This is a genomic window from Xanthomonas fragariae (assembly GCF_017603965.1).
GTDB lineage: Bacteria > Pseudomonadota > Gammaproteobacteria > Xanthomonadales > Xanthomonadaceae > Xanthomonas > Xanthomonas fragariae_A.
This window is the reverse complement of record NZ_CP071955.1, coordinates 690,431-716,769: the sequence shown is the minus strand read 5'-3', so window position 1 is coordinate 716,769 and position 26,339 is coordinate 690,431. Positions and strand designations below refer to the sequence as shown.

Annotated in this window: 21 protein-coding genes, 5 pseudogenes and 1 riboswitch; of the genes and pseudogenes, 8 read left to right on the top strand and 18 right to left on the bottom strand. The window is 62.9% G+C overall.

Features of this window, described 5'->3' with window-relative positions; all coding sequences use genetic code 11:
* Nucleotides 1–162: 162 nt before the first annotated feature.
* From thiL to J5I97_RS03335, 10 genes are all read right to left on the bottom strand, one after another.
* A complete protein-coding gene (gene thiL, locus J5I97_RS03380; RefSeq protein ID WP_208589081.1) occupies nt 163–1,137 on the bottom strand; it encodes a thiamine-phosphate kinase in 975 nt (324 codons plus the stop codon).
* Between the two features lie 100 nt (nt 1,138–1,237).
* Entirely contained in the window at nt 1,238–1,717 is a 480-nt protein-coding gene (nusB, locus tag J5I97_RS03375; protein ID WP_208589080.1) for a transcription antitermination factor NusB, read from the bottom strand.
* Nucleotides 1,714–2,178 carry a 6,7-dimethyl-8-ribityllumazine synthase gene (gene ribH, locus J5I97_RS03370; protein ID WP_208589076.1) on the bottom strand — a complete coding sequence of 155 codons (465 nt, stop codon included), beginning with the start codon at nt 2,176–2,178 and terminating at the stop codon, nt 1,714–1,716. Before ribH ends, nusB begins: the two co-directional genes overlap by 4 nt.
* Before the next feature lie 256 nt (nt 2,179–2,434).
* A complete protein-coding gene (gene ribB / locus J5I97_RS03365; RefSeq protein WP_208589074.1) occupies nt 2,435–3,574 on the bottom strand; it encodes a 3,4-dihydroxy-2-butanone-4-phosphate synthase in 1,140 nt (379 codons plus the stop codon).
* Nucleotides 3,571–4,173, bottom strand: coding sequence for a riboflavin synthase (locus J5I97_RS03360; protein WP_208589072.1), 603 nt, complete (start codon nt 4,171–4,173; stop codon nt 3,571–3,573). Before J5I97_RS03360 ends, ribB begins: the two co-directional genes overlap by 4 nt.
* 160 nt (nt 4,174–4,333) lie before the next feature.
* A riboswitch (FMN riboswitch) is annotated at nt 4,334–4,515 on the bottom strand.
* 284 nt (nt 4,516–4,799) lie between these two features.
* The gene (gene ribD, locus J5I97_RS03355; protein WP_208589071.1) at nt 4,800–5,894 is read right to left on the bottom strand and encodes a bifunctional diaminohydroxyphosphoribosylaminopyrimidine deaminase/5-amino-6-(5-phosphoribosylamino)uracil reductase RibD; all 1,095 of its coding nucleotides are present in this window, start codon (nt 5,892–5,894) and stop codon (nt 4,800–4,802) included.
* Nucleotides 5,891–6,376: a GNAT family N-acetyltransferase gene (locus J5I97_RS03350; RefSeq protein ID WP_208589070.1), complete on the bottom strand. Its 486-nt coding sequence runs from the start codon at nt 6,374–6,376 to the stop codon at nt 5,891–5,893. The genes ribD and J5I97_RS03350 overlap by 4 nt, the downstream gene beginning before the upstream one ends.
* Nucleotides 6,373–6,897: a transcriptional regulator NrdR gene (nrdR, locus tag J5I97_RS03345; RefSeq protein WP_208589069.1), complete on the bottom strand. Its 525-nt coding sequence runs from the start codon at nt 6,895–6,897 to the stop codon at nt 6,373–6,375. The genes J5I97_RS03350 and nrdR overlap by 4 nt, the downstream gene beginning before the upstream one ends.
* A gap of 101 nt (nt 6,898–6,998) precedes the next feature.
* On the bottom strand, nt 6,999–8,252 hold the full coding sequence (gene glyA, locus J5I97_RS03340) for a serine hydroxymethyltransferase (RefSeq protein ID WP_208589068.1): 1,254 nt from the start codon (nt 8,250–8,252) through the stop codon (nt 6,999–7,001).
* Between the two features lie 194 nt (nt 8,253–8,446).
* A complete protein-coding gene (locus J5I97_RS03335; RefSeq protein WP_208589067.1) occupies nt 8,447–8,959 on the bottom strand; it encodes an RcnB family protein in 513 nt (170 codons plus the stop codon).
* Between the two features lie 224 nt (nt 8,960–9,183).
* Here J5I97_RS03335 and ettA point away from each other — a divergent pair, with 224 nt between their 5' ends.
* A complete protein-coding gene (ettA, locus tag J5I97_RS03330) occupies nt 9,184–10,845 on the top strand; it encodes an energy-dependent translational throttle protein EttA (RefSeq protein WP_208589066.1) in 1,662 nt (553 codons plus the stop codon).
* 108 nt (nt 10,846–10,953) lie between these two features.
* Here the strand turns inward: ettA and def are convergent, their stop codons facing one another.
* Both def and J5I97_RS03320 read right to left on the bottom strand, forming a co-directional pair.
* Nucleotides 10,954–11,469: a peptide deformylase gene (def, locus tag J5I97_RS03325; RefSeq protein WP_208589064.1), complete on the bottom strand. Its 516-nt coding sequence runs from the start codon at nt 11,467–11,469 to the stop codon at nt 10,954–10,956.
* 301 nt (nt 11,470–11,770) lie between these two features.
* Nucleotides 11,771–11,916, bottom strand: a pseudogene (locus tag J5I97_RS03320) (arsenate reductase (glutaredoxin)); the annotation flags it as partial.
* A 466-nt stretch (nt 11,917–12,382) separates the two neighbouring features.
* On the opposite strand from J5I97_RS03320, the gene J5I97_RS03315 reads away from it, so the two are divergent.
* Complete coding sequence (locus J5I97_RS03315; RefSeq protein ID WP_208589063.1) at nt 12,383–12,805, top strand: post-PEP-CTERM-1 domain-containing protein; 423 nt, start codon at nt 12,383–12,385, stop codon at nt 12,803–12,805.
* Entirely contained in the window at nt 12,798–14,456 is a 1,659-nt protein-coding gene (locus J5I97_RS03310) for a PA domain-containing protein (RefSeq protein WP_208589062.1), read from the top strand. The genes J5I97_RS03315 and J5I97_RS03310 overlap by 8 nt, the downstream gene beginning before the upstream one ends.
* Nucleotides 14,457–14,700: 244 nt before the next feature.
* Here J5I97_RS03310 and J5I97_RS03305 read toward each other — a convergent pair.
* The 3 genes and pseudogenes from J5I97_RS03305 to J5I97_RS03295 all read right to left on the bottom strand — a co-directional run.
* Nucleotides 14,701–15,162: pseudogene (locus tag J5I97_RS03305) on the bottom strand (cellulose synthase subunit BcsC-related outer membrane protein); the annotation flags it as partial.
* 19 nt (nt 15,163–15,181) lie between these two features.
* A pseudogene (locus tag J5I97_RS03300) lies at nt 15,182–15,955 on the bottom strand (nicotinate phosphoribosyltransferase); the annotation flags it as partial.
* A gap of 147 nt (nt 15,956–16,102) precedes the next feature.
* Nucleotides 16,103–16,942: a glycosyltransferase family 2 protein gene (locus tag J5I97_RS03295; RefSeq protein WP_208589061.1), complete on the bottom strand. Its 840-nt coding sequence runs from the start codon at nt 16,940–16,942 to the stop codon at nt 16,103–16,105.
* A gap of 513 nt (nt 16,943–17,455) precedes the next feature.
* On the opposite strand from J5I97_RS03295, the gene J5I97_RS03290 reads away from it, so the two are divergent.
* From J5I97_RS03290 to J5I97_RS03275, 4 genes are all read left to right on the top strand, one after another.
* Nucleotides 17,456–18,613 carry a phosphotransferase enzyme family protein gene (locus J5I97_RS03290; protein WP_208589060.1) on the top strand — a complete coding sequence of 386 codons (1,158 nt, stop codon included), beginning with the start codon at nt 17,456–17,458 and terminating at the stop codon, nt 18,611–18,613.
* 32 nt (nt 18,614–18,645) lie between these two features.
* A complete protein-coding gene (locus J5I97_RS03285) occupies nt 18,646–20,808 on the top strand; it encodes a TonB-dependent receptor (protein WP_208589053.1) in 2,163 nt (720 codons plus the stop codon).
* 47 nt (nt 20,809–20,855) lie between these two features.
* Nucleotides 20,856–21,431, top strand: coding sequence for a nicotinamide riboside transporter PnuC (gene pnuC, locus J5I97_RS03280; RefSeq protein ID WP_208589051.1), 576 nt, complete (start codon nt 20,856–20,858; stop codon nt 21,429–21,431).
* 106 nt (nt 21,432–21,537) lie between these two features.
* Nucleotides 21,538–22,266 (top strand): UTRA domain-containing protein, encoded by a 729-nt coding sequence (locus J5I97_RS03275; RefSeq protein WP_208589050.1) that lies wholly within the window; start codon nt 21,538–21,540, stop codon nt 22,264–22,266.
* Between the two features lie 109 nt (nt 22,267–22,375).
* On the opposite strand, the pseudogene J5I97_RS03270 reads toward J5I97_RS03275, so the two are convergent.
* Nucleotides 22,376–22,903 (bottom strand): annotated as a pseudogene (locus tag J5I97_RS03270) (glycosyltransferase); the annotation flags it as partial.
* Nucleotides 22,904–23,015: 112 nt separating this feature from the next.
* Between J5I97_RS03270 and J5I97_RS03265 the strand changes: the two are divergent.
* Nucleotides 23,016–24,094, top strand: a pseudogene (locus J5I97_RS03265) (transposase).
* An 86-nt stretch (nt 24,095–24,180) separates the two neighbouring features.
* Here the strand turns inward: J5I97_RS03265 and J5I97_RS03260 are convergent.
* A complete protein-coding gene (locus J5I97_RS03260; protein ID WP_208589049.1) occupies nt 24,181–24,780 on the bottom strand; it encodes a hypothetical protein in 600 nt (199 codons plus the stop codon).
* Between the two features lie 203 nt (nt 24,781–24,983).
* A complete protein-coding gene (locus J5I97_RS03255; RefSeq protein WP_208589048.1) occupies nt 24,984–26,330 on the bottom strand; it encodes an IS701 family transposase in 1,347 nt (448 codons plus the stop codon).
* Nucleotides 26,331–26,339 lie beyond the last annotated feature (9 nt).

Below are 26,339 nucleotides of genomic sequence, written 5' to 3'. Positions count from 1 at the left end.
GAGAAAAAGTGCCCAAAGGCCGGATGAGGGGGAGCAAACGGCATTCCACATCTTCAAAATCAGCCCCGAATCCAGTTCAGAGGACATCACCGACATTCATGACGCGCCAACCGAGGCGCATGTCGTGATGATCAGTCGATGCAGCAGTGCCAAACGCAATCGTCAGCCTACGAAGTGCTGGTACCCACGCTGCGGCGGCTGCCACGGGTTGCCGTCGGCGTCGCGCACCACCACGCCAGGCGTGGCGACAATGTGACCGATACGCGTGGCGGCAACTCCGGCAAATTCCATTGCCTGCCGCACCTGCTCACGGTGTTGCGGCGCGGCGGTGAAGCACAACTCGTAGTCGTCGCCACCGCCGAGTTGCCAGCCGATGTACTGCCGCGCAGCGATCTGGGCGCTGCGTGGCATCGCCGGCAGTGCAGCCAACGCAAGTTGTGCCCCTACACCGCTACGCTCGCACAGATGCCCCAGATCGGCCAGCAACCCATCGGAGATATCCACGCACGCATGCGCAAGCCCACGCAAACGCAGCCCGGCCTGCACACGCGGCTGCGGACGCAGCAAGCGGCTGCGCCACTGCTCGTGCAATGGGTCGGCAGCCACACAGGTCACATCCAACTGAGCGGCCTGCCACAGTGCCAATGCCGCTGCGGCCTCGCCCAGCGCACCGGTCACCCACACCTCGTCGCCCACACGCGCACCATCGCGACGCAACGCAGCGCCAGGCGGCAGACTGCCGATGGCGGTCACCGCACACGACAACGGCCCGCGCGTGGTATCGCCACCGACCAATGCAATGTCATGCGCATCGGCCAGTGCAAAAAAACCATCGGCAAACGCATCCACCCACGCTGCATCGTCATGGGGCAAGGACAGCGACAAGGTGCACCAGCGCGGTTGTGCTCCCATCGCAGCGAGATCGGAGAGATTGACCGCCAACGTCTTCCAGCCCAGATCGTCCGCACGCGTTTCATTCGGAAAATGCACGCCCGCATTGAGCGTATCGGCAGTGATCGCCAGTTGCTCGCCCGGCGGCGGCTGCAGCAAGGCCGCATCGTCGCCAATGCCCAACGGCACATCGGCACGCGCCGCTATGCGCGCGCGTAGCCGAGCAATCAGATCGAATTCGGGCATGATGACGGGAATCGGAAGTGGGGAATCGGGAACCGCAAAAGCATCGGGCCATGTTGAGACAGGGCTGTTACGGTTCCCGAATTCTCCGTCATGCGGCGCCTCAGGCGCCGCTCGCGCCCGACTCAACCTTGCGCCACTCCACTGCGGCACGATCCAGCACGCCATTGATGTAGGTGTGGCCATGTTCGGAGCCGAAGCGCTTGGCGGTTTCGATCGCTTCGTTGATCACCACGCGATACGGCACGTCTTGCCGATACAACAATTCGTAGGTGGCCAAGCGCAGCACTGCGCGTTCGATCGCATCGACCTCTTCCACGCCGCGATCCAGATACGGGCTCAACGCGGTGTCCAGCTCGGCGCGATTGGTGAGCACGCCTTCGACCAGGCTCTCGAAATACGCCAGATCGGCAACTTCGTGCGCCTGCTCATGCGCAAACTGGCCGATCACCTGCCTAGCGAAACCACCGGAAATCTGCCAGGCATATATCGCCTGCAAGGCACGCCGGCGTGCGCGCGAACGCAACACCGGGTCGATGCCGTCGCGACGACCATGGCGGGCATGTCCACCGGGTTTGCTCATGGCAACAACTCCATCAAATTCACCAATTCCAGCGCCGCAAGCGCGCATTCTTCGCCCTTGTTTCCATGGCTGCCGCCAGCACGCGCCTCGGCATCTTCCACGCGCTCCACCGCCAGTACGCCGTTGAGCACCGGCACGCCGGTCTGCAACTGCACGCTCATCAGTCCTTCGGCGCACAGGTCGGCCACGTGTTCGTAATGACGGGTCTCGCCACGGATCACGCAGCCCAGGACGATGATCGCGCCATGCTGGCCGGACTGCGCCACGCGGTTGACGGCGATCGGAATGTCCCAGGCGCCCGGCACGCGGATCACGTCGATGGCGTCCTCGCCAATGCCGTTGCCGGCCAGGCTCTGGCGCGTCCCGGTGACCAACGCGTCGGTGATACGGGCATTCCAGCGGCTGGCGATGATCGCAAAGCGCGCGGTGGTGGGGCGAAGATCGCCTTCGTAGTGGGTCATGCGGGTCGGCAACTCAAGGGGTCGTAAAGTTTAACAGTTGCCTGGCCCAGGTCCGGCCGAGGCGTGCAGGCCGGGGCCGCCGAAGCAGACCCGGCCAAGCGTGTCAGACGTGCTTTGGAGCGGCGATCAGCCGATTGCGCAGCCGCCAGACGGATCGGTTGATGCGGCGAAACGGTCGCCATCACGCGACCACTGCAGTTCCCACGCGTCGTGCGTAGACACCCGATGACCACTCGCTACGGGCCGTCAGCCGCTCTCAGGGCACGGCAGCCGGCGGCAACGAACACACGCCTATGCCAGCGTGGCATTCCAGATACTCCACCACCTCCAGCCCGAACCCGGCCAACCCCACCTGACGCCGCGGCGTGCCCAGCACGCGCAGCTTGCCCAGGCCCAGTTCGGCCAGGATCTGCGCGCCAGCCCCATTGCGTCGCCATTGGCTGACGTCCTTGGCGTTAGCCGCGGCTTCGGGCTGCTGACGAAGCCGTGTCAACAACGATTGGCTGTCGCGCGGTGCCGAAAGCACCACCATCACGCCCTGCCCCTCAGCGGCGATCGCACGCAACGCGTCGGTTGCCGCCACGCCGAAATCATCGCGCCGCCAATGCAGCAGATCGGCCAGCGGGTTTTCTACCTGCACGCGCACCAGTGTCGGCGTGTGCGGATCGGCGGTGCCACGCACCAGCGCAAAATGCAGATCGTGCGCAATGCGGTCGCGGTAGGTCACCAACCGAAACGGGCCGAATTCGGTAGCGATTTCGCGTTCGTCCACGCGCTCGACGGTGTGCTCGTTGGCCAGCCGGTACGCGATCAGATCGGCGATCGAGCCCATCTTCAGCCCATGCTCGCAGGCGAATACTTCCAGCTGCGGGCGGCGCGCCATACTGCCGTCCGGATTGAGCACTTCCACCAGCACACCCGCCGGTTCCAGCCCGGCCAGCATCGGCAGATCGCTGGCTGCTTCGGTGTGACCGGCGCGGGTCAGCACGCCGCCCGGCTGCGAAATCAGCGGAAAGATATGCCCCGGCTGGCTCAGATCCTGCGGCTTGGCATCCGGGCGCACTGCGGTGCGCACGGTATGCGCGCGGTCGTAGGCGGAGATGCCGGTGGTCACCCCTTCGGCCGCCTCGATGCTGACGGTGAAGTTGGTGTGGAACTGCGCGGTGTTGTTGCGCACCATCGGCGCAAGGCCGAGCTGGGCGCAACGCTCGCGGGTCAGCGACAAACACACCAGGCCGCGCGCGTGGGTCACCATGAAATTGATGTCTGACGGCTTGACCAACTCGGCCGCCATGATCAGATCGCCTTCGTTTTCGCGGTCCTCGTCATCGACGATCACCACCATGCGCCCGGCGCGCAGTGCTTCGATCAGCTCGGGAACCGGCGCGAAGTTCATGCCTCACCCCGCGTGCCGAGCAGGCGTTCGACATAGCGCGCCACCAGATCGATTTCCAGATTTACTGCCGCACCTACCGCGGTCTGCGCAAACGCGGTATTTGCCACCGTGTGCGGAATCAACGCGACTTCGAAGCCGTCTGCGTCCACTTCATTGACGGTGAGGCTGACCCCATCCACACAGATCGATCCCTTCTTGGCGACATAGCGCAGCACGGCCGGCGGCGCGGCAAAACGCCAGCGCTGCGCGCGCGCATCGCCATGCACCGATTGCACCTGGCCCAGGCCATCGACATGCCCGCTGACCAGGTGTCCACCGAGGCGGTCTGTCGGGCGCATCGCACGCTCCAGATTAAGCAACGCACCTTCAGGCAATGCGCTTAGCGTGGTCAGCGACAGAGTTTCGGTCGAGGCGTCGGCCTGAAAGCTCTCCGCATCGAACCCGATCACAGTAAGGCACACGCCGTTGACCGCGATGCTCTCGCCCAGTCGTACCGATTCAAACGGCAGGTTGCCGGTCGCGAAGGTGAAACGCACATCGCCGGCTTGCGGCTGGCGCGCAGACAGACGGCCGACGCCTTCAATGATTCCGGTAAACATCAGCACGCCTCCGCTTGCGGCAGCGACGGGACGGATGGAGTGCGATGTAACATCGCGACGCAGCGCGACAGGTGACGCGTGGACATAGTCGTTTCTCGCAGGAGTTGAGCGAAAAACGCCACAAGGCAAACAGGCGCACACAGCCGCAACGCTGTGCGTTGGCCGTCTTCTTTCATCCGGACTATACCGTCGGCCCCGGCATCGCACCGGATCTGCTGACCTTGCGCACTGAAGAGCCCCAATACTGAAAATCCGGGACTGGCATGCGAAAGCGCTCGCGGGCTCGCACGCTTGCGCATGCATACCGCCGGTGGGGAATCGCACCCCGCCCTGAAGACGTTCGTGAGTGCCGGCAAACCGGCCCGCAAAGTCTAACAGGGCAGATCGGCACGCGATTGCTGAGCGTCAGGCAAGGCTGACAGGACACTGCGTCTTGTCAGGAAATCCCTCATTGCCAGCATTGTGAAATATCCGTTAATTCGCGTACTTGGACGAGAGGCATCAGCTTTTTCCGCCCTGCAACGCAGTGGAGCCACGAACATCAATTCGGAGAACACCATTTTTATGCGTGCAACTGATCCATACGCATCAACAACACACGCAAGAACAAGCGCGCTGCGCAGCAGTCACACCGCAGCAACCGGCGCGTAACGCAAGCGCAAATCCTGCCCCAGTTGGCGCACATCGAGCAGTTGCAACGCATACCGCTGCGCCATCGTTTCGATGCCAAGCCCGGCAAGCAGCGGCCTGGCGGTATCGCCGAGCAACACAGGTGCCACGTAGACCAGCAGTTCGTCGACCAGGCCGGCATGAAGTAACGCGCCACACAGCGTCGCACCTGCTTCGGCATGTATCTCGTTGACCCAGCGCTCGGCGAGCAACACCAAAACGGCGGTGAGATCGAAGTGGCCAGCATGCAGCGGCATGGCAACGAATTCCGCAGCGTCGATCGACGGCACCGCCACATCATCGCCATGCAGATACAGCGTCGGCGCATCGCCTTGACGAATGTGCTCGCACGCCAGCGTGCGCAACCCGGCATCGAGCACCACACGCAGCGGCGGCGCGAACTGCGTGTCGTCGCCCAGCCGTACCGTCATGGAGGGGTCGTCGGCCAGCACCGTGCCCGCACCGGTGAGGATCGCGCCGGCACGCGCACGCCAGCGCTGAACATCCGCACGCGCATCGGCGCCGGTGATCCATTTGGATTCACCGCTGGCCAGCGCGGTCCGCCCGTCGAGACTGGCGCCCAGCTTGACCCGCAACCACGGCCGGCCACGCTCCACCCGCGACAGAAATCCCCGATTGAGCGCGCGCGCCTGCGCTTGCATGACGCCGCTGTGCACCTCGATTCCGGCCTCGCGCAACAACGCAAAACCACCGCCGTTGACCTGCGGAAACGGGTCGGCCATCGCCGCGACCACGCGCGTCACGCCAGCCTCGATCAAGGCCAACGCGCACGGTGGCGTGCGCCCGTAATGCGCGCACGGCTCCAGGGTCACATAAGCGGTGGCGCCGCGCGCCAGTTCACCGGCTGCGCGCAACGCGAACACTTCCGCATGCGGGCCGCCGGCGCGCTGGTGGAAGCCTTCACCCACGCAGACGCCATCGCCCACGATCACGCAGCCGACCATCGGATTCGGCCGCGTGGTGTACGCGCCACGCTCGGCCAACCGCAATGCCTGCGCCATCCAGCGATGATCGTCGGCTGTCGCGCTCATTGCGCCGCCCCCTGCGGTTCGATGCACATCACCACGATCTGCATCGGCCCGAGCAACAACTCGGCGTGCGTGTGCCGGCCCAGCCGCTGATAGAACGGTGCCGACACCGGCTCGCAATACAGATACAACACGCTCACTCCCAGCTGCGCGGCGGCCTGCACGCAATGCGCCACCAGCGCTTCCCCAATACCCTGCCGGCGCGCCTGCGGTTGCGCATACAGCGAGGCCAGCCAGGGCGACCATTGCCGAATGCGGGTGTCGTCGTTATCCAGCAGACTCACCGAGCCGAGCCACTGCGCCTGATCCAGCACCACCAACGTCGTCGGGATCACCTCATCGCGGGTGTGACTACGCAACTCGCTCAGCGCCGCGTCGACGTTCCAGTCCGGGAGCAGACCACCAAAGGCCTGCAGATGCGCCTGCGCGATGGCAGACAGATGCTGCGGCGTATCGGCCACGCAGGCGATCCGCATCGCCTTCAACGCTTGCCGGGCTTGCCGGCACGTTCCAACGCCGCTTCCAGCAGTGGCAGTTGATCACTGCCAACCGGGAGTTCGCGCTCTAGTTTTTCGATTTCCTCGCGGAAATCGGCCACGTCCTGAAAACTGCGGTACACCGAGGCGAAGCGCACATAGCCGACATGGTCGAGCTTGCGCAGCTCGACCATGACGTATTCGCCCACTCGCAGCGAGTCCACTTCGCGCTCGCCCGACATGCGCAGCTGATGCACCACCGCGCGCACTGCCGCCTCGATCTGTTCTTCGGAGACGGGGCGCTTCTGCAGCGCACGGTCGAAACTGGTGCGCAACTTGCGCGCATCGAATGCCTCGCGCCCACCGTCGCTCTTGACCACGGCCGGCAGCTTGAGCTCGATTGTCTCCAAGGTGCTGAAACGCTCGCCGCACGCCTCGCACTCGCGGCGCCGACGGATTGTCGTGCCGTCTTCGGACACGCGCGAATCGATCACGCGGGTGTCGTTGTGCTGGCAGAAGGGGCAGTGCATCAGGCGGCCGGGAATAAGGAGATGGGAATAGGGAATCGCAACAGCAGAGCTATCAAAACGTTATTTTTACCATGCCCGTCTCCCTATTCACCATTCCCGCATCAGCCATACACAGGATATTTCCTGCACTGCGCAGCCACCGCATCGCGCACCTTCGACAACACCGCTTCGTCGGTCGGGGCGTCGAGGACGTCGGCGATCCAGTTGGCGAGGTCGATGCTGTCCTGCTCCAGATACCCACGCGTGGTGATGGCAGGAGTGCCCAGACGCAGGCCGGAAGTGACGAACGGCGAGCGCGGGTCGTTCGGCACCGCATTCTTGTTGACGGTGATGTGCGCCTTGCCAAGGGCGGCTTCGGCGTCTTTGCCGGAGACGTCGCGTCCGATCATGTCGACCAGCATCAGGTGGTTTTCGGTGCCGCCGGAGACGATCTTGTAGCCGCGCGCGATCAGCGTGTTGGCCATCGCCTGGGCGTTCTTGACCACCTGCTGCTGGTAGGTCTTGAACTCCGGCTCCAGCGCTTCTTTGAAGGCGACCGCCTTGGCAGCGATGACGTGCATCAGCGGGCCGCCCTGGATGCCCGGGAACACGATCGACTGCAGCTTCTTCTGCAGCTCTTCGCTGGCGCCCTTGGCCAGGATGATGCCGCCGCGCGGGCCGCGCAGGGTCTTGTGGGTGGTCGAGGTGACCACGTGCGCATGCTCGATCGGACTCGGGTACACACCGGTAGCCACCAGGCCCGCGACGTGCGCCATATCGACGAACAGATACGCACCGACGCTGTCGGCGATGACGCGGAAGCGTGCCCAGTCGATCTTCTGCGAATAGGCAGAAAAACCGGCGATGACCATCTTCGGCTTGTGTTCGGTAGCTAGGCGTTGCACTTCGTCGTAATCGATCAGGCCCTGCGCGTTGACACCGTACTGCACCGCGTTGAACAGCTTGCCGGAGGCATTGACCTTGGCCCCGTGGGTCAGGTGACCGCCGTGCGCCAGGCTCATGCCCAGAATGGTGTCGCCCGGCTGCAGCAACGCCAGATACACCGCCTGGTTGGCCTGCGAACCGCTATGCGGCTGCACGTTTGCATAGTCGGCTCCAAACACCTGCTTGATGCGGTCGATCGCCAATCGTTCGGCAATGTCAACGAATTCGCAGCCGCCGTAGTAGCGCTTGCCCGGATAGCCTTCGGCGTACTTGTTGGTCAGCTGGCTGCCCTGCGCCTCCATCACCAGTACACTGCAATAGTTCTCGCTGGCGATCAGTTCGACGTGATCCTCCTGGCGGCCGACTTCAGCGGCGATGGCCTTGGCCAGTTCGGGGTCGTAGGTTTCCAGTCGGACGTCACGCGAGAACATGCAGAGCTCCGGGGCAGCTGTGGCTAGATAGGGGCGCAGATTGTAAGCCCCCGCGTACACAGGTGACCAATCGCCATGCTGTCGAGGGCGGCATGCGCTTCATCGATGCCCATGCGCACGCAAAGGCGCACCGAAGTACGCCTTTGCGTGATGGCCGGCGCGATGCCCGACCAAGCCAAGCAGATCGGTGCCGCTTAGTGGTGGAGCACCAGGTCGGCAATGACGCCGGTGGCGATGGCGACCAGCAGCAGATTGCCGGCGTCGTCACGCTGCCAGCGGTAGCCATACGGCGGGCGACGCAGGTTGTAGCGGTCGTAATCGTTGATCACGTAGTTCGGGCCGTGGTAGCGCTGACCACGCGCCCAGTAAGGCGGCGGGACGGGACGGTAGACCCGCGCCGGGTAATAGGCATAGCCCAGGCCGCGATCGTCATAACGCTCCTGATGACGCGCCTCGCGATAGCCCTCGCGGTAGCCATTGCTGTAGTAATGACGGTCCTCACGCCACTGGCGGCGGTCGGCCCGGCGGTCGTCTCGCCAGTCGCGGCGGTCATCATGGCGATCATTGCGCCAGTCGCTGCGCTGATCGCGGTCAGGGCCGCGGCGATCATGGTCGCGGCCCCAATCCCCGGCGAATGCAGCCGGTGCGAAGGACCCCAGCGCAAGGATGGAGGAAAGCACAACGGTAACGATGCGTTTGCGGTTCATGACAGTTCCTGTTTGCGAGGTCGCGTTTTCATTAGCGCGCTAATCGCCTTAACGCATTCTGGCTGGAATCGATTACGAAAATACCTATTCAGGTGAGAAGTAAGCTGCCGTTTAGCTGCAGCGTCGCCGACGCGGGGCAAGTCAGTTACCCGTATAATCGCTGTCATTCCTTTTCCGCTGCCTCCGGCTTCGACCGGCGAGCTGCCTGCGTCCACGGAGCACCCATGTCGCAATATATCTACACCATGAACCGCGTCAGCAAGGTGGTCCCACCCAAGCGGCAGATCATTAAGGACATCTCGCTGAGCTTCTTCCCGGGCGCCAAGATCGGCCTGCTCGGTCTGAACGGCGCGGGCAAGTCCACGGTGCTGAAGATCATGGCCGGCGTGGACACCGATTTCGAGGGCGAAGCCCGCCCGCAGGCCGGCATCAAGGTCGGCTACCTGGCGCAGGAACCGCAGCTCGACCCCGAGCACACCGTGCGCGAAGCGGTCGAAGAAGGCGTTGGCGACGTACTGCAAGCCCAGGCCGCGCTGGACGCGGTGTATCTGGCCTACGCCGAAGAAGGCGCCGATTTCGACGCACTCGCCAAGGAACAGGAACGTCTGGAAGCGATTCTGGCTGCAGGCGATGCGCACACGTTGGAAAACCAGCTGGATGTGGCAGCCGATGCGCTGCGCCTGCCGCCGTGGGATGCAGTGGTCGGCAAGCTCTCCGGTGGCGAGAAGCGCCGCGTTGCGCTGTGTCGCCTGCTGCTGCAGAAGCCGGACATGTTGCTGCTCGACGAACCGACCAACCACTTGGACGCCGAGTCGGTGGAGTGGCTGGAGCAGTTTCTGGCGCGCTATACCGGCACCGTGGTGGCGGTCACGCACGATCGCTACTTTCTCGACAACGCGGCCGAGTGGATCCTGGAACTGGATCGCGGCCGCGGTATTCCGTGGAAGGGCAACTACACCGACTGGCTGACCCAGAAGGACGAGCGCCTCAAGCAGGAAGACAATCAGGAAAAGTCACGCCAGAAGGCGATCCAGAAGGAACTGGAATGGTCACGCCAGAATGCCAAGGGCGGCCGCACCAAGGGCAAGGCCCGTCTGGCCCGCCTGGAAGAGCTGCAATCGGTCGATTATCAGCGGCGTAACGAGACCAACGAAATCTTCATCCCGCCGGGCGAGCGCCTGGGCAATGCGGTGATGGAGTTCAAGAACGTCTCCAAGAAGTTCGGGGACCGTCTGCTGATCGATAATCTGTCGCTGATCGTGCCGCCGGGTGCCATCGTCGGCATCATCGGCCCCAATGGTGCCGGTAAGTCGACCCTGTTCAAGATGATCGCCGGCCAGGAAAAGCCCGATTCCGGCGAGATCGTGGTAGGCCCAACCGTGCAGCTGTCGTATGTGGACCAGAGCCGCGACAAACTGGAAGGCAACCACAACGTATTCCAGGAGATCGCTGGCGGCCTGGACATCCTCAATATCAACGGCGTGGAGATCCAGTCGCGCGCCTACATCGGCCGCTTCAACTTCAAGGGACAGGACCAGCAGAAGATGGTCGGCTCGCTGTCCGGTGGTGAGCGCGGACGTCTGCACATGGCCAAGACCCTGCTGCAGGGCGGCAACGTGCTGCTGCTCGACGAACCGTCCAACGACCTGGACATCGAAACCCTGCGTGCGCTGGAAGACGCGTTGCTGGAGTTCCCCGGCAACACCTTCGTGATTTCGCATGACCGCTGGTTCCTCGATCGCATCGCCACGCACATCCTGTCGTTCGAAGGCGACTCGCACGTGGAGTTCTTCCAGGGCAACTACCGCGAGTACGAAGAAGACAAGCGCCGCCGCATGGGCGATGATGCAGGTCCCAAGCGTCTGCGCTTCAAGGCGCTGAAGTAAGCACGACAAGGGCGCCGCAAGGCGCCCTTTCTACATGCGCAATGCAGTGCCATATCGCGCTGACAAGAAGCGCAGTCGATTATTGAGCGCACACGTTGTGTCGCTGCATTACAGCTCGTAGGACAACACGTCTTCAAAGCCGAAGGTGTCGAAGTTTTCGATGCGCGAGGGATACAGACGGCCGACCAGATGGTCGTATTCGTGCTGGACCACACGTGCGTGGAAGCCCTCGGCCTCGCGCTCGATCGGGCTGCCGTCTGGCGCCAAGCCGCGGTAACGAATAAAGCGATAGCGTGGAATGACTGCGCGCAGGCCGGGAATGGACAGACAGCCTTCCCAGCCGTTTTCCATCTCGTCCGATAACGGTTCGATCTGCGTGTTCGCCAACGCGGTGAGCGGCACCGCCGGCGCTTCAGGATAACGTGCGCTGGCTTCGAAACCGAACACCATCAGTTGCAGATTCACCGCAATCTGCGGTGCGGCCAGACCGACGCCGCGCGCATCGTCCATGGTGTCGAACATGTCGGCCACCAATGCATGCAGCTCGGCGCTGCCCAGGTTGGTCACCGGGGGCGCCACGCGCAGCAGGCGCTTGTCGCCCATGCGGATGATCTCGCGAATCATGCGGATACTCCTGAAAACGTTGCGCCGATCTTAAGCCAAGCGTTGTGGACAGATGCGCACTGTGGACTGCGCAGAGACCTGCGATGACGCCTTTACAGAGAGATGGCACGGTTGTTGGAACGATGCCCGAGCGACTGACAAACGTAGCGAGCAGTTTACAGATGTGCGTGAACTTTGCGCTCAAAGCCAAAGTGCACGAGTACTCCATGCCACACCGAGCATCGGCGGCGCCCGCCTGGTGGTGAGCGCATCGTTTTTTGTCTGCTGCTCTGAAGAACCATCCAACCGCCAGGCAGTCACTTCAGCCGCTGACGCGCTGCCCGCTGTCGTCCAGCACGCGCTGTCCGTCTTCTTTGAAGAATGCGCTGGTAGCCGCCGGCACGATCTCCAGCACTACTTCGGAAGGGCGACAGAGGCGCCCCCCAGATGGGTCTGCACGAACGGGCGAACGTCGGTCGTTGTTTACCACACGGCCAGCGAGGCACTTGAAGCCGTAAGCCCCTCTCCTGCAGGAGAGGGGTTGGGGTGAGGGTTCGGGGCGAAGCCACCTCGCGTATTGGGTGACTCCAGGCTTCACGCCCCTTCATCCGCCCTTGCGAAACAGCTTCTCCTCACTCGTCTCCTCCTCGAAGAGGACCGCAGTGCCGATGGGAGAAGGAATCAGACACCAGCACCTGCATCGAATACTACGGGCAACCGCTCCACAGAAGCATACAGGCGGACGAATATCCCGACACAAGCGTACGGCTAACTTTTTCGGGCCAATCCTTCGCATTCATCGGCCCATGTCAAAAGACCGACACAAGTCACTGATTCATGACTGAGTCATGAACAGACTAAGCCGAACAGTTCTCTCGAACGCTGGTGTCAACACAGCGTTTTTCCCCCGGTTGGACTCAAGGAAACCCGAACGATGATGAGCTTTCGCAAGCCAGAATGGATGTTGCCCGGTGTGTTGTGTGTCCTTTGCCTGCCGGCATTGGCAGCGGCGCAGGAGGTTGCCACCAGCAGTTCCAAGGTCGCTATCGATCTCACCACCGGCAAGCGACGTCCGCTAACCGACGCCGAAAGCGCGGCGCTGGATCAGCAAGCCCCCTCGACTGTCAGCAGCAGTAGCGCGCGCATGACGGTTCCGCAGACCGAGGCGGACGCACGCGCCACCGAGCGTCGCTTGCCCAATGGCACCGTGGTGCGCAAGTTACCGGCCACGCAAATGAGCGCGTTGGTTGCGACGCGTCAAGCCGACGGCAGCATCGTCATCGAGCACAGCGAAGACGCCGAGGCAGGCCAACCCGCCCACGCCGAGCAGGGAGCGCTGCCGCATGCACATGAATAAGCCCGTGTTTCTGTTGTCTCTAGCCGTGGGCGCCGCACTGGCGCCGCTGCATGCATCGGCTGCCAATGTCACGCTGATCAATGGCGATGCCGGCACCGTGGTCGGCTTGAACGATCCGACGGCCGCCGCGCCGTTGGGCGGCAATCCGGGCCGTTCGGTCGGCGAACAACGCCGGATCGTGTACAAGTACGCGATGGATCTGTGGGGCGCGGTGTTGCAGAGCAAAGTCGAGATCAAGGTGTCTGCCTCGTTCGCGCCCCTGCCCTGCAGCGCCGACTTCGGCGTTCTGGGCCGGGCCGGGCCGAATTGGGTCGTCAACGACTTCCCCGGTTCCAAGCCCAAGACGCTGTATCCGTCCGCGCTGGGCGATGCAATTGCCGGGCAGGATCTGGACCCGGATCCGAACGATCCAGCCGATGTGGTTTCGCAGTTCAACGGCGACCTGGGCAAGGACGATTGCGTGGCCGGTTCGGGCTGGTACCTGGGCCTGGACGGCAAGACGCCAGCGGGCCAGATCAACTTCCTCAACGTGGTGATGCACGAGCTGAGCCACGGTTTGGGAGTAATTGGTTTCCTCAACAATACCACCGGCGTGCTCGGCTCGGGCAGCGGCCTGACCGACGTCTATACCGCGCAGGCCTACGACAACGTGCAGAACAAGCGCTTCGACGACCCGGCCATGACCAATGCCTTGCGCGCCGAAGCGATGCGCACGCCGGGTCGCACGGTGTGGGCCGGGGCGCGCGTCAATCGCGAGGCGGCGTTGATCCTGGACCCGCGCACCCTGCTGCAGGTGACCGCACCGGCCAGCGCGGCCGGCAAGTTCGAAGTGGGCTTTGCCAGCTTCGGGCCGCTGGCGAACGCGGCCAATTTCCCGGCGCGCTCGGTGGTGACGGTCAACGATGGCGTGACTGCATCGTCGACCAGCGATGGCTGCGAAACGCCGTTCGTCAATGCCGCCGAGGTGGCCGGCAAGGTGGCGCTGATCGACCGTGGCACCTGTGCGTTTGCGATCAAGGTGAAGAACGCTCAGCTCAATGGTGCGGTAGGCGTGATCGTTGCCAACAACGCCGCTGGCGTGCAGACGATGGACAATGCCGACCCGCCGATCACCGACATCACCATTCCGGCCATCATGGTGTCGCAGGCCGACGGTGTGCGTCTGAAGCGCAGTACTGCAGTGGTTGCGGGGTTGTACCAAGATCCGCAACTGCTGCAAGGCGCCGACAGCGAGGGCCGTACGCGGTTGTACACGCCCAGCGTGGTGGCCGGGGGTTCGACGTTCTCGCACTTGGATACCGATCTGCAGCCGAACGCGTTGATGGAACCGGTCGACGCACCGGAGGTGCAGGCGCATCTGAACGTCGACCTGACCCCGGCGCTATTTGCCGATATCGGTTGGACCTTGAACAGCGCGCCGGCCAGGTTGGGCAGCTGCAACACGCTGGTGCCGACCGTGGAGAGCGGCGGTTTGATTCCCGGTGCGAACATCTCGGCCGAAAGCAGCCTGTGCAAGACGCAAAATGCTGGCAACCGTCTCGGCTACCTGACCTGCATGAACGAGCACGCGCGTGAGCTGCAAAGCCAGGGCGCGATCAGCCGCATTCAACAAGCAGCGGTCTTCGTTTGCGCGACCAAGGTACGGCCGTAAGCGACGATGGTTGTGTGTGGATCTAGGTCATGCGAACGGCGCCGAGAGGCGCCGTTCGTTTTCTCCGCAATTGCGTTGTTCGAAGCAGACCAAACGATCTGCACTGCGTCAGAGCGCCTCATCCAACGTCGCTGGCAATCGTCGCTGGTACGGGACGGCATGCAGATTCGGATGTACGCGCTCCAGAACACTTCGCGCACCTGCTGCTTGCCGTGTTGGCAACGCAGCAAGCGCTCCATACGCCTCAATGATCCACAGCGTATGGAGAGCTCAGCACCTCGGGCGCGACCCAAGGCAGCGCCCAAGCGATCCATCACCAAGCGCAGCTAGAAATTGCTGCTGAGTTGGTTGTCGTCGCGCGCATTGTTGAAGATCATGCGCCCGCCCAGCAACAACTGCCACGCAGTGCGGCCAGCGATGCGGCATCGTAGGCTGCGTACTGCAAGGTCAGGTCGGTGGGAAAATACGGCGAGGCATCGGTGGTGAAATGTGCTCCACGCCGATACTGGCATCGACCTTCAAAGTCACCGTCTGCCTCGCGGTGCGACCGCTCTAATGCACGGGGAAACCGAGGCCCACATAACCGTTCCTGAAATCCGATCGGCGTGCTGCCGATGTCGGCACTGAAACCACCGTTGCGATAGCGCACGCCGACGCCCACGCCGATGTAGTCCTGGCTGAGCCGGCGCGCGCCGTTGCCGGTGGCGCGTGTGGAAGTGCGCTTACAACCGCATTACCTTGTCGACATTGAGGCCGTCGCTGAACACCAGCACCTTGGTCTGTGAGTCGATGCGGTGCGCCTCCAGATGCGCGATGACGCGTTCGCCCCATTCGAACGGATCGCCGGAGGCGTGGCGCATGCCGTCGAACAGCTTGCAAAAGTACAGCTCAAAATCGCGCACAAACGTGTCCAGCCCGACCACATCTGACAACGCAATACCCAGATCGCCGCCGTACTCGCGCGCCCACGATTCCAGCGCGGCCACCTGCCAATCGCGCAGCCGCGGCAGCAACTCGCCATGCCAATGCCGCAAATAGCGCCGGCGTGTGCCTTCGAGTGGCTAACAAAACTTAGCGAGCAGTCCCAGGTGGGTGCGGCCTTGTTAGAAATCCGGCTCGGAGGTGTTGCGCAACCACACCTGATGGATGATCGCCAGCAACGGCACTTCGAACAGTATCGTATGCAGCCACGGGCAGCCGATGGTCAGCTCGATCTCGCCCGGATGGGTGGCCGATACCGACAGGCTCAGATACTTGCGATCCAGATGTAACAGCGCCAGAAAGTCGGCAACATCCGGCTTGATGAAGCGCAGGCTGCGCAGATAGTCCACTTCAGTCTTGGCGTAGCCGCAAGTCGTGTGTGAGGTGTCGGAAACGATTGGCCCATCCGAAGCCGCACTCGACCACCCAGCGACGCGGCAGCAACACGAGAGACTTTCTTCGCCTCCTGCAGCTTGATCACGCGGAGCTCGATATTTTTTTCCTGGCCACTTGCGCAGGTTCTTGCCCGGTGTCGCCCTGATCAGTGAAGGCCACCTTCACCGTTTCGCCAGCGACATGTTGAACCTCTTGCGCAAGCGATCGCACTTGCGCGCGCTCCTGTTTCGTTGGCAGGCGCGATCTGCACAGCGAGCACGCGGCAAATGTCACTTCTTCTGCAACAACCGCGGTACCTGAGCGGCGGCGTGGGTCCAGATCGCCAGCCATACACCGAGCCGAGTGATCGCCCCCCGCTGGCTCGCCTCGAACTTGCGGAAATAGCGCCACAGACCGCGGTGTTTATGCCATTCCACGAAGAACGGCCGCGCGCGGCTGGACACGCCGCGCACGTGCACCACCTGCAAATCGTTGGCCACCGCGACCAGCGCGCCGGACTGACGCGCGCGCCGGCACAGGTCAAGATCTTCGGCATGCAGCCTGTAGCCCCCGTCCCAGCCATCGAGCCGGTCGAACAGGCTGCGCTGCATCAGCATCAACGCGCCGGAAATGGCATCCACCGGCTGCAGGGTTAGCGACAAGTCGGCCGGCACCGCCAACTGCGATGCTGCGCGCGGCGCGCGCAGCATCGCGGCAAAGTCCGGGTCGCGTCGGCGCACCGCTGCATCTGGCCGGCCCTGCTCGTCCACCTGCTCCACCCCGAGCAGCACCGCCGCATGTCCAGCCGCGCGTGCGCATAACTGCAGCACGGTGTCGCGCTCGACCATCAGGTCCGGGTTGATGAAGACCAGCCAGGGCGCCTGCGAATCGCGCGCGCCCTGGTTGCAGGCGGTGGCGAAACCGGGGTTGTCCGGATTGGCGATGAAGTGCAGCCGCGCATCGGCCAATGCATGCCGTTGCACCACCTCCAGGGTGTCGTCGCTGGAGGCGTTGTCGACCACCCGAATCTCGCTGATGCCCTCGGCCGCACGCAATCGCGACAAGCACGCATCGATGGTGCTGCTGCTCTGGTAAGTCACGACGACGGCGGCGATCTGGACGGGAGTCATTCGGTCATTATCCGGTGCCAAGGCAGCGCAGCGCTATCTCAAGCAAGACGCTCTGGGCTCTGGGCTCTGGGCTCTGGGCGAAGGCGAAGGCGAAGCCGCGCCACGGCTGCGATAAACGCGCGCAGTGGCGCAACGGCGTACCTCGGGAACGGCGCGATTGCGCCAATTCGAGCATGTGCAATATCGCGCCCGCCAAAACCGGCATGACCGCCGGTGGCCGCAGAAGGCATACTGCACGCCCGGAGCCGCAAAGCGGCCTTTCGTTGGCGCCGCCCACGGCGCACTCCCACACCTGATCTTTGAGATGACGGCCAGCGACCTTTCGGTTCCGCGCTTCCCTTCACATTCCATGCTTCGCGACCGGCTGATGGTGCCTGCGACGCTGCGACGGCCCCGCAGCGCCGTCTTTGGTTTTGCTGGCGCGCGCGCCGGGTCCGTGTTATCGACCTCGGTCGATTGGTCTATACCACCAACTCACGCAGCCGGCCGCGCGGGCTTGCCGAGCGTGCGTCCATGAGTGCGCCGCACCAGGTGCATGGCATGAGCCTGGAGCTGGCGCTGCCGGACTGGCCGGTGTTGACCGCCGACGAAATCTCTCGCGTGTTGCGGCGCTTTCCTGCCCTCGGCCAATGCACCGCAGTGCGCTGGCACAGCGCGCGTCCGTTTTCCGCAGCCGCATGCGTAGACACCGCCACCGGCCCCACGATCATCAAACGCCACCACTGCAGCGTGCGCAGTGTCACTGCGCTGCGCGAGGAACACAGCTACATGGCGCATCTGCGTTGGGCAGGTGCACCCGTGGTCGAGGTGCTGCACGATGCACAGGGCCGCACTGCACTGGCTCAAGACGATTGGGTCTACGAAGTGCAACGCGTCGGCACCGGGCATGATCTCTACCGCGATGCGTTGTCGTGGACACCGTTCGTGGACGTCGCACATGCGCATGCCGCAGGTGCCGCATTGGCGCAACTGCACCGCGCCGCGCAGAGCTTCGATGCGCCCGCACGCACCACCAGCGTGCTGGTGGCCAACCTGCGGCTGTTCGCACAAGCCGACCCGGTGCAAGCATTGCAAGACGTGCTGCCAACCCGTCCGCGCCTGGCCGCCGCTTTGCAGCACCGCCCCTGGCAACGCGACCTGGCTACCCATGTTCTGCCATGGCATGCCCATGCATGGCCGCTGCTGTCGGCGCCGGGCGCCATGCCGCCGCTGTGGACCCACGGTGACTGGCATGCCTCCAACCTGCTTTGGGAAACCCGTTACGGGCACATCCAGGTCAGTGCGATCTTCGATTTCGGATTGAGCGATTGCAACAGCGCGCTGTTCGACCTGGCCACCGCGATCGAACGCAATCTGATCCCATGGTTGCGACTGGACACCGGCGCGCGCGCGCAGGCCGAGCTGAGCCAGCTTGATGCCCTACTGGATGGCTACACGCTACATGGCCCGCTGGACGCGACCCAATTGCGCTGCCTGGCGGCACTGTTGCCCATCGTGCATACCGACTTCGCCCTGAGCGAAATCGAATACTTCGCCGGTATCACCCGCTCGCCTGCAAATGCCGACATCGCCTATTACCGTTATCTGCTTGGTCACGCGGACTGGTTTGCCAGCGCCGATGGCCAGCACTTGCTTGAGCATCTGCAGGCGCGTGCGCGCAAGCTGCCATGAGCGTTTACTTCTGCACTTTTCGAGTCTTGCGCATGCCTGTCTCTACTACCAACCTGCTCTCCCGCCGCGCGCTCGCGCTGGCGCTGTGCTGCAGCACTCCTGCGTTTGCCCAGCAGCAACCCGATGCCGATGCGGTGGAGCTGGATGCGGTCAACGTGCGTGGCGAGCGCAGCGATGCCAACACGGCATTGACCGGATTTGGCGCAACCCGCCTGCTGGATGCGCCCGCCTCGATTGCCCTTATCGATCGACAGCAATTGCTCGACCGTCAAGCGCGCGTGCTCAGCGAGGTGCTGCGTGCGGATGCGTCAGCGGGCGATGCATACGCGCCGATCGGCTATTACGAAAATTTCGTGGTGCGCGGGTACTCGCTCAATGCCGCCAACAGCTATCGCATCAATGGCATGAACGCGGTGGGCGAGCAATCGATCGCGCTGGAAAACAAGCAGCAAGTGCAGATTCTCAAAGGCTTGGCCGGGCTGCAGTCCGGCGTCAACGAGCCGGCCGGATTGATCGACTACCGCACCAAGCGGCCCGAGCATGTGCGCAGCGTGATCCTGGGCATCGACGAGCAAGGCGCGCGCTATGTCGCCGCCGATCTGGGCGACTGGTTCGGTGCAGAGCGCACGCTGGGCCTGCGCATCAACGCTGCGCACGAAGACATCGACAGCTATGTCGACCATACCGATGGCTATCGCAATTTCCTCTCCCTGGCAGGGGAGTGGAAGATCACGCCGCATTCGCTGCTGCAGCTGGACGTGGAATATCAGCACCGGCAACAACGCTCGGTGCCCGGTTATCAATTGCTGGGCGGCACACAGGTCCCGCGCGATATCGATGTGCATCGTTTGCTCGGCTATCAGCCGTGGTCGCGGCCGGTGGAGATGGATTCGCTCAATGCGCAGCTGCGTTACGCCTACCAATTCAACGATAACTGGCGTGCCACTGCCGACGCCTCGCGTAGCCGTTCGGTGATCAACGATTTCTCTGCGTTTGCCTGGGGCTGCTATGGCGCGGCGAATTGCTCCGATCTCGCCATGCCCAACTTTTTCAGTGAGCAGGGCGAGTACGACGTCTACGACTATCGCAGCCCCGACGACACCCGCGTGCACGATCAACTGCGCGCCACGCTGGAAGGCCATGTGGTCGCCGGCGCGCTGGATCACCGCCTGAGCATCGGCGTCGATTTGCTGCGCCGCACCATCGATCGCTATGGCTCGGTCAACGCATTCGTCGGCAGCGGCAGCATCGACCGCGACCCGGAGGTGTTCGCGCAAACCGACGTGCCGTTAGACCCGAAGCAGCGCCGTCTGGACAGCCGTCAGCGTGCCTTGGTGTTGGCCGACCGCATCGGCTTCGGGTCGCAATGGGAGCTATCGCTGGGCGCGCGTTATGTGCGTCTGGACGAGCGCGCCTTCGATCGCGAGGGCGTACTGGAACGTCGCACGCGCAACAATGCCGTGCTGCCGCAGGCCGCGCTGCTGTTCAAACCGCAGCAGCAGACGTCGGTATATGCCAGCTACGCCAAGAGCCTGGCCGCTGGCGGCACCGCACCGTGGTTTGCCGACAACGCCGACGCGATCCTGCCACCTACCAACGCGTATCAGCTGGAAACCGGCGCAAAAATCGAGCTGGAGGGCCTGCGTCTGGGCGCGGAGTTCTTCGACATCCGCCAGGCCTATCAGTTCACTCAACCGCAGGCCGATGGTAGCTTGCTTTATGTGCAGCAAGGCCGCCTGAACGACCGTGGCCTGGAACTGTCGGCCGATGGCGCGGCCACCAGACAGTTGCGCCTGTTCGCCAGCGTCGCGGCGATCCGCGCACGCGCCGAAGACACCGACATTGCCGAGTATGAAGGCCACCAGGCGATCAACGTGCCCAAGTTGCGCGCCAGCGTGCAGGCCGATTACAACCTGCCCGGTGTCGATGGCTTGGCTCTGTTGGCCGGCGTGCAGTACAGCGGGCGCAAGTACGCCGACCGACGCGGCAATGCCAGCGTGCCGGCGTATACGGTCGCCAACCTGGGAGCGCGTTATGCCACTGCACTGGGCGGCCTTGCGACCACCTGGCGCTTGAACGTGGACAACATCTTCGACAAGCGCTACTGGCGCGATGCCGGCGAATACCAAGGCGATGCTTACCTGTTCCCCGGTGCGCCGCGTACTGTGCGTTTGACGGTGCAGGTGGATTTCTGACCCCTGCGCCTACCGCTTATTGGCCGCACCTTCCCCCCAGGCATTCCATGTCACTGCTCGAATCCATCGCCGTTGTGATCAACCTGCTCGGGGTGTGGCTGAGTGCGCGACGCCTTTACTGGTGCTGGCCGGTCGGTATCGTGGCGGTGGCGCTGTATGCCTGGCTGTTCTATCGGTGGAAGCTGTACTCGGACATGCTGCTGCAAGGCGTCTACGTACTGACCCAGCTCTACGGCTGGTGGCACTGGCAACCTGGGACAGCTGCGGACATGCGAATTCGCCCGTTGCCGATACCACGCGCCGAGCTCTGGGTCTGGCTATGCATCGGCGCTGCGTTTGCCGCCGCACTCGGGGCCTACATGCATCGCCGCACCGACGCGGCGCTGCCGTGGCTGGATGCGGCGCTAGCCAGCTTCAGCCTGGTCGCCAGCGTGTGGGCTGCGCGCAAACGCATCGCCAATTGGGTGCTGTGGATCGTGCTCGATTGCATTTACGTGGGCGTGTTCGTCAGCAAGGGCCTGTATCCAACCGCCCTGCTCTACGCGGGCTTCGTGCTGCTGGCAGTGTATGGATGGCGCAGCTGGAAAACCCAACAGAACCGGAACCTGGCGGGTGCCAGCTGAGCTAGGCGCTGTTTGCCCACGCGTTCTTCTTTACCATCGCCCCCATGCACCTCTTTACCCTCACTGCCTCGTCCATCGTTCGTGTCGTGCGTCGGCAGTTGTCGGCATGAGCGTGTCGCGCCAACACGCCATCACCGAAGTGATTTCCGCGCAGATCGCCGCTGGCGAATGGGGTCCGGGCCAACGCCTGCCGGTGGAACGCGCGCTTGCAGAGCGTTTCGGGTGCACCCGCATCACCTTGCGCGAGGCCTTGCAGCTGCTGGAAGCCGAAGGCCGTATCTACCGCGAAAACCGCCGCGGCTGGTTCGTCAGCGCACCGCGCGTGCGCTACGACCCCACCAGCATCGCAGGTTTCATGCAGTACGTAGCCGCACAAGGACGCAAGCCACGCACCGAATTGTTGAGCGCTACCCGGCAACCTGCGGGCGCTGCCTACGCTGCGGCGTTGCGATTGGATAGCCCGCATCAAAACGTGTTCGTCTTGCAACGTCGGCGCTGGATCGATCGTCGCGCAGTTTTGCTGGAAACCAACGTGGTGCTTGCGGCGTGGTCGCCGGGCCTGCTAGAACACGATCTTGCTGGGTCGCTGTCGAGCGTGTTCAACCAGAAACTCGGGTTGTTCCTGAGCCGCGCGCAGGTATCGATGCATCCGGCCGGGCTGGATGCCGCGCAAGCCATGCTGCTGCAATCTACCCCCGGCACGCCATGCTTCCGTCTGCAGCGGATCAGCTTTGCCGAAGACGGTCGCGCCGTGGAGCTGGATATCGAATCCTGGCGTCACGATGCACTAGAGGTGGTGGTGCGGACCGAGGCGCCGACGCGGGCTGCGCTGTAGCGCTGGGAATCGGGAATCGGGAATCGGGAATCGGGAATCGGGAATCGATGCAGAGCATGCGACGCTGCCGGCGGCCCCAACAACTCTGGCCGGCGCGTTCGCGAGACGGCTACGCGTCGAATAGCCTGCGTTGTGGATGCGACGGCGGTAAATCGGCCAGCAGCTGCGCGAGTTGATCGCGCTGTGCGCGCAGCGGGTCGTGCATGAGGAAGTTGGCCAGGCGCGCATGCCAGGCCGGCCAGCGAGTGGCCAAGGCATCCATATCGCCGTCAGCCGGGCGTCCCTCGCGTGGGGAGGCGACGAAAGCGGTGTCGCACAACACATTGCGCCAGCCCAGCCCGCCCATGCGCAGACTCAAATCCACCAGCGCGGCGTACCAGGAGCCGTAACTGCTAGCGTCCAGGCCACCAGCCTTGCGTCGCGCAGTTCGGTACAACAGCACCGCATGCCCAATCGCCGACGGGAGTTCCGGGTGCAGCGGCGGCATCGCGGCACAGGCAACCGCAAGCCGCTCGGGTGCGTCGGGCATCGGGTTGAGTTCGCCCAGCCGCGGCCAGCTGCAGGCCTCGCCCACATTGCTCCATGGCGTGGCGGTGGCAATCGCGGCATCGCGCGCGAAACATGCGGTAATCAGTCGTCCCTGAAAAACCCCAACCAGCCAATGACCGCAAGGCGTTGTTGGCGATACAGGCGTGCCAGAACTACCAGTTTTCGCGACGCTGAGGGCTGGTTTTTTGCAATTTCCGTCGATGCGTACACGCCGTCCTGCTGCCGAAGACAGACCCGCCGACGAATTGTTTCGTTCGCGCCTGGAGAACCAGATCGATCTGCGTCATCCGTTGGTGCAATTGAGCCAACGCATGCCGTGGGCGGCGTTGGAGCAGGCGCTTTTGCCACATTTTCCGGCCACGCCAGCCGGTGGCGGTCGTCCCGCGCTGCCGGCGCGGCTGATCGCCGGTTTGCTGTACCTCAAACACGCCGACGACCTGTTCGATGAAGCGGTGTGCGAGCGCTGGCTGGAAAATCCGTATTGGCAGTTCTTCACCGGCGAAGTCGTGTTCCAGACGCGCTTGCCGTGCGATCCCAGCTCGCTGACGCGCTGGCGGCAGCGCCTGGGTCATGCAGCGCATCCTGCGACATCAACGCACAGTGCTGGGACGGCTCGTACGCGACATCCAACGCAAACTCGATCAGGTAAACACCGGCGTGCGCGAGCGCATCGCGGTCTGGCTGGAACGTGCGCAACGGCTGTACACGCAGCGTCCGAAGGACAAACAAAAACTGTACGCATTGCATGCCCCGGAAGTGGAATACATCGGCAAGGGCAAGGCGCGTCAGGGGTTCGCATTCGGCGTCAAGGTCGGCATTGCGGTCACCGCCTGCAAGGGATTGGTCGTGGGTGCGCGCAGCTTCCCGGGCAATCCGTACGACGGCGACACCTTGGCCGAGCAGCTGGAGCAGACACGCGGGTTGCTGCAGGATGTGAATGTCACCCCGACGGTGGCGATCGTGGACCTTGGCGATCGCGGACGCGAGGTCGATGGGGTACAGGTGCTCCATCGTGGCAAAGCCAAGACGCTGACGCGACGGCAATGGCGCTGGATCAAGCGACGGCAGGCGGTGGAGCCGGTGATCGGACATCTGCAGGTTGCCTCGCTGCAGGCTGAAAGGTGCACAAGGCGATGCGCTGCACGTGCTCGGCTGCGCCGCTGGCTACACCCTGCGCTGGCTGCTGCGCTGGATCGCGTTTTTGCGTGCCTGGAGGCGGGCGATGGGATGGTCGTCATTTAGCGCCGTGCCGCTGTCACCGACGGCACTTGGCGCTTGAAAAGGGTTTTTCAGGGACGACTCGTTAAAAGTGCCGCCTACATTTGCGACGGCGACACTTTTATTTCATCAAGCGTTAGAACTTGATCATTTCCTACCTGCTTCCAGTTCACTTTCGCGAATCTGGCGCGTTAGCCTTGTGGGATCCTCAATTCTAACGCCTGTCAAACACTTAGATCCTGTCGCATCGAAAAACATTGTCGCTGCCGATCCCCCGGAAAAAAGCGCGTAACCGAACGTCGGCCTGGGATCGTTAGCCAGCGGTGGCGAGACCACCCTTCCAAGCAACAGCTTCTGCTTTGCAAAGTCCCGATGTATACAGCCCTGACTTGCTTCTAAGATAACTACTGGCTTGCCGTTTTCCTCTCGCAACTGAGTGTCGAAGAGTACATTTCCGAAACGCTTCTGTGTGCCATGCTGGATCTTTGGCAAATCGCTGGTCTTAGAAGCAGCTACTGTATCCGAAACGCCTATCTCGCTAGCGGCGACAGATAAACCCGCACTTCGTGCACGGGAAACGTCTTCAACGAATGAGAGCGCCTGAGACTGGGTCTCGATGGAGGCTTCTTCCCACTTCTTATCTTTTATTTCTTCAAATGCACTTATATCAAATGAAAAAGCAGCAAGAGCCACTACAAGACCAAATTTATTAAACATGATATTTACCTCACCAAGGATAGTTTGCATCGTAGTAACTCTCGTGTCGCTGCGTATAAGTCTCGCCTGTAGCGACATGATTATTGTCACAGAAAGTTTTCCCTATCTCTTCTACAAGCGCACCTGCTGACCACATCTGCCACAATGTCGATGAATTCTCAGATATAAGTGGAATCGAAACACTTCCATTAGTCCTACTGTGTCAGTAAATCCGCAGATGCGGAGGCATCCGGTCAAGTAGTGCCGCTGCGATGTCCATGGCGATTGTCCAGCGCAGCGTCGCGATCGAGTCGCTCGCGTGGCGCTGGGCGCGCGATTGCCTTGCCGCGCGGTCGGTAATTCTCGGGTAAGGGAGATTCCGCGCATTCCGAGGGTTTTTTTTGATGCGCCCCGCGCAAGCGTTCAGCAACCAGGTACCCATAGGCAGCGATGCATAACCTCGCGTGATGATGGAAGCCCCGCCAGCCACGGCCTTCGTAGTGATCCAGGCCAAATTCCTGTTTCAGATCCTGATAATCGCGTTCAATCCACCAGCGCGCCTTGACCGTCCTTACCAGATCCTTGCGCGGCGTGTTTACCGGCAGGTTGGACAGAAAGTATCGGGTCGGCCTGTCTTGGCCTTTGGGCCATTCGATCAACAGCCATTCCTCCTGACGCAAGCGATCACCTTGTGCTGCACGTACGCGTACGGCGGCGAAACGTCCCGACAACGGTGCGTTGCTGCCTTCCCGCCACGCGACTGTCCTGAAGGCGCGGGAGGGTAACGACAGCGCCAGCGCTTGCACCGACTGTGGCTGATGGTCGGCTGTACGACGATGGCGAACCGGAGGTCGGCCTTGGCCTTTCCACGCCGCCGGCGATTCGGGCCTTTGTCCGGGCGGCCAGACTTTCACGCTCGACACGATTCCCACCGCATAGTTCAGTTCCAGGCAAGCCAGCGCGTCACGCCAGGCCGTATTGCTGCCATAGGCTGCATCGGCCAACACCGTGCCGCGCGCCACTCCCGTGGCATGGGCTGCTTTCATCTGCGCCAGTGCGATCTGCGGTTTGGTCGCGAACTCAATCTCGTGGGGAATTCCCGCTTTTCCCCGGCGTGCTGCATCGCTGGCCCAGTCTTCAGGCAGATACAGCCTGAAAGCGATCGGAATGCTCGCTGCCGGCGTCGCCAACGATACGCTCACGGCCACCTGGCAATTGTCCTGCTTGCCGATCTCGCCGCAGTCCTGTCGGGCCACACCGACCGAATGCCTGCCCTTCTTGCGAAAACCCGTGTCGTCCACGATCCAGTACACCTCGTCTTTCAAATCCAGCAGCGACGAAACGTACTGACGAACCCGCTCCAACATGGCCGCATCGGACCACTCTGATTTGGCCACGAAGTGGTGCAAGGCTTGATGGCGAGCCCTGGTTCGAAGCGGATCCAGATGAGCAGCCAGGGGCTCAACACTCTTGCGCTCCAAAGGCAGCATCAACGCACTGCAATCGCCTCGCAGGCCCGCAGTGCGGTCAGCATGACCGAGCGCGGCGGAGAGTTCATCGAGATAAGCGGAGAAACGCGCTTTGTTGCTGACTGCGGCCATCACGATCCC

Coding starts and splice junctions, on each gene's coding strand:
- J5I97_RS03310 (WP_208589062.1), top strand. CDS start 12,798: ATGAATAAGCCCGTGTTTCTGTTGTCTCTAGCCGTGGGCGCCGCACTG.
- nusB (WP_208589080.1), bottom strand. CDS start 1,717: ATGAGCAAACCCGGTGGACATGCCCGCCATGGTCGTCGCGACGGCATC.
- J5I97_RS03275 (WP_208589050.1), top strand. CDS start 21,538: ATGAGCGTGTCGCGCCAACACGCCATCACCGAAGTGATTTCCGCGCAG.
- pnuC (WP_208589051.1), top strand. CDS start 20,856: ATGTCACTGCTCGAATCCATCGCCGTTGTGATCAACCTGCTCGGGGTG.
- J5I97_RS03295 (WP_208589061.1), bottom strand. CDS start 16,942: ATGACTCCCGTCCAGATCGCCGCCGTCGTCGTGACTTACCAGAGCAGC.
- J5I97_RS03255 (WP_208589048.1), bottom strand. CDS start 26,330: ATGGCCGCAGTCAGCAACAAAGCGCGTTTCTCCGCTTATCTCGATGAA.
- def (WP_208589064.1), bottom strand. CDS start 11,469: ATGATTCGCGAGATCATCCGCATGGGCGACAAGCGCCTGCTGCGCGTG.
- J5I97_RS03285 (WP_208589053.1), top strand. CDS start 18,646: ATGCCTGTCTCTACTACCAACCTGCTCTCCCGCCGCGCGCTCGCGCTG.
- ribD (WP_208589071.1), bottom strand. CDS start 5,894: ATGAGCGCGACAGCCGACGATCATCGCTGGATGGCGCAGGCATTGCGG.
- J5I97_RS03335 (WP_208589067.1), bottom strand. CDS start 8,959: ATGAACCGCAAACGCATCGTTACCGTTGTGCTTTCCTCCATCCTTGCG.
- nrdR (WP_208589069.1), bottom strand. CDS start 6,897: ATGCACTGCCCCTTCTGCCAGCACAACGACACCCGCGTGATCGATTCG.
- thiL (WP_208589081.1), bottom strand. CDS start 1,137: ATGCCCGAATTCGATCTGATTGCTCGGCTACGCGCGCGCATAGCGGCG.
- ribB (WP_208589074.1), bottom strand. CDS start 3,574: ATGAACTTCGCGCCGGTTCCCGAGCTGATCGAAGCACTGCGCGCCGGG.
- ettA (WP_208589066.1), top strand. CDS start 9,184: ATGTCGCAATATATCTACACCATGAACCGCGTCAGCAAGGTGGTCCCA.
- J5I97_RS03360 (WP_208589072.1), bottom strand. CDS start 4,173: ATGTTTACCGGAATCATTGAAGGCGTCGGCCGTCTGTCTGCGCGCCAG.
- ribH (WP_208589076.1), bottom strand. CDS start 2,178: ATGACCCACTACGAAGGCGATCTTCGCCCCACCACCGCGCGCTTTGCG.
- J5I97_RS03290 (WP_208589060.1), top strand. CDS start 17,456: ATGAGTGCGCCGCACCAGGTGCATGGCATGAGCCTGGAGCTGGCGCTG.
- glyA (WP_208589068.1), bottom strand. CDS start 8,252: ATGTTCTCGCGTGACGTCCGACTGGAAACCTACGACCCCGAACTGGCC.
- J5I97_RS03315 (WP_208589063.1), top strand. CDS start 12,383: ATGATGAGCTTTCGCAAGCCAGAATGGATGTTGCCCGGTGTGTTGTGT.
- J5I97_RS03260 (WP_208589049.1), bottom strand. CDS start 24,780: ATGCAAACTATCCTTGGTGAGGTAAATATCATGTTTAATAAATTTGGT.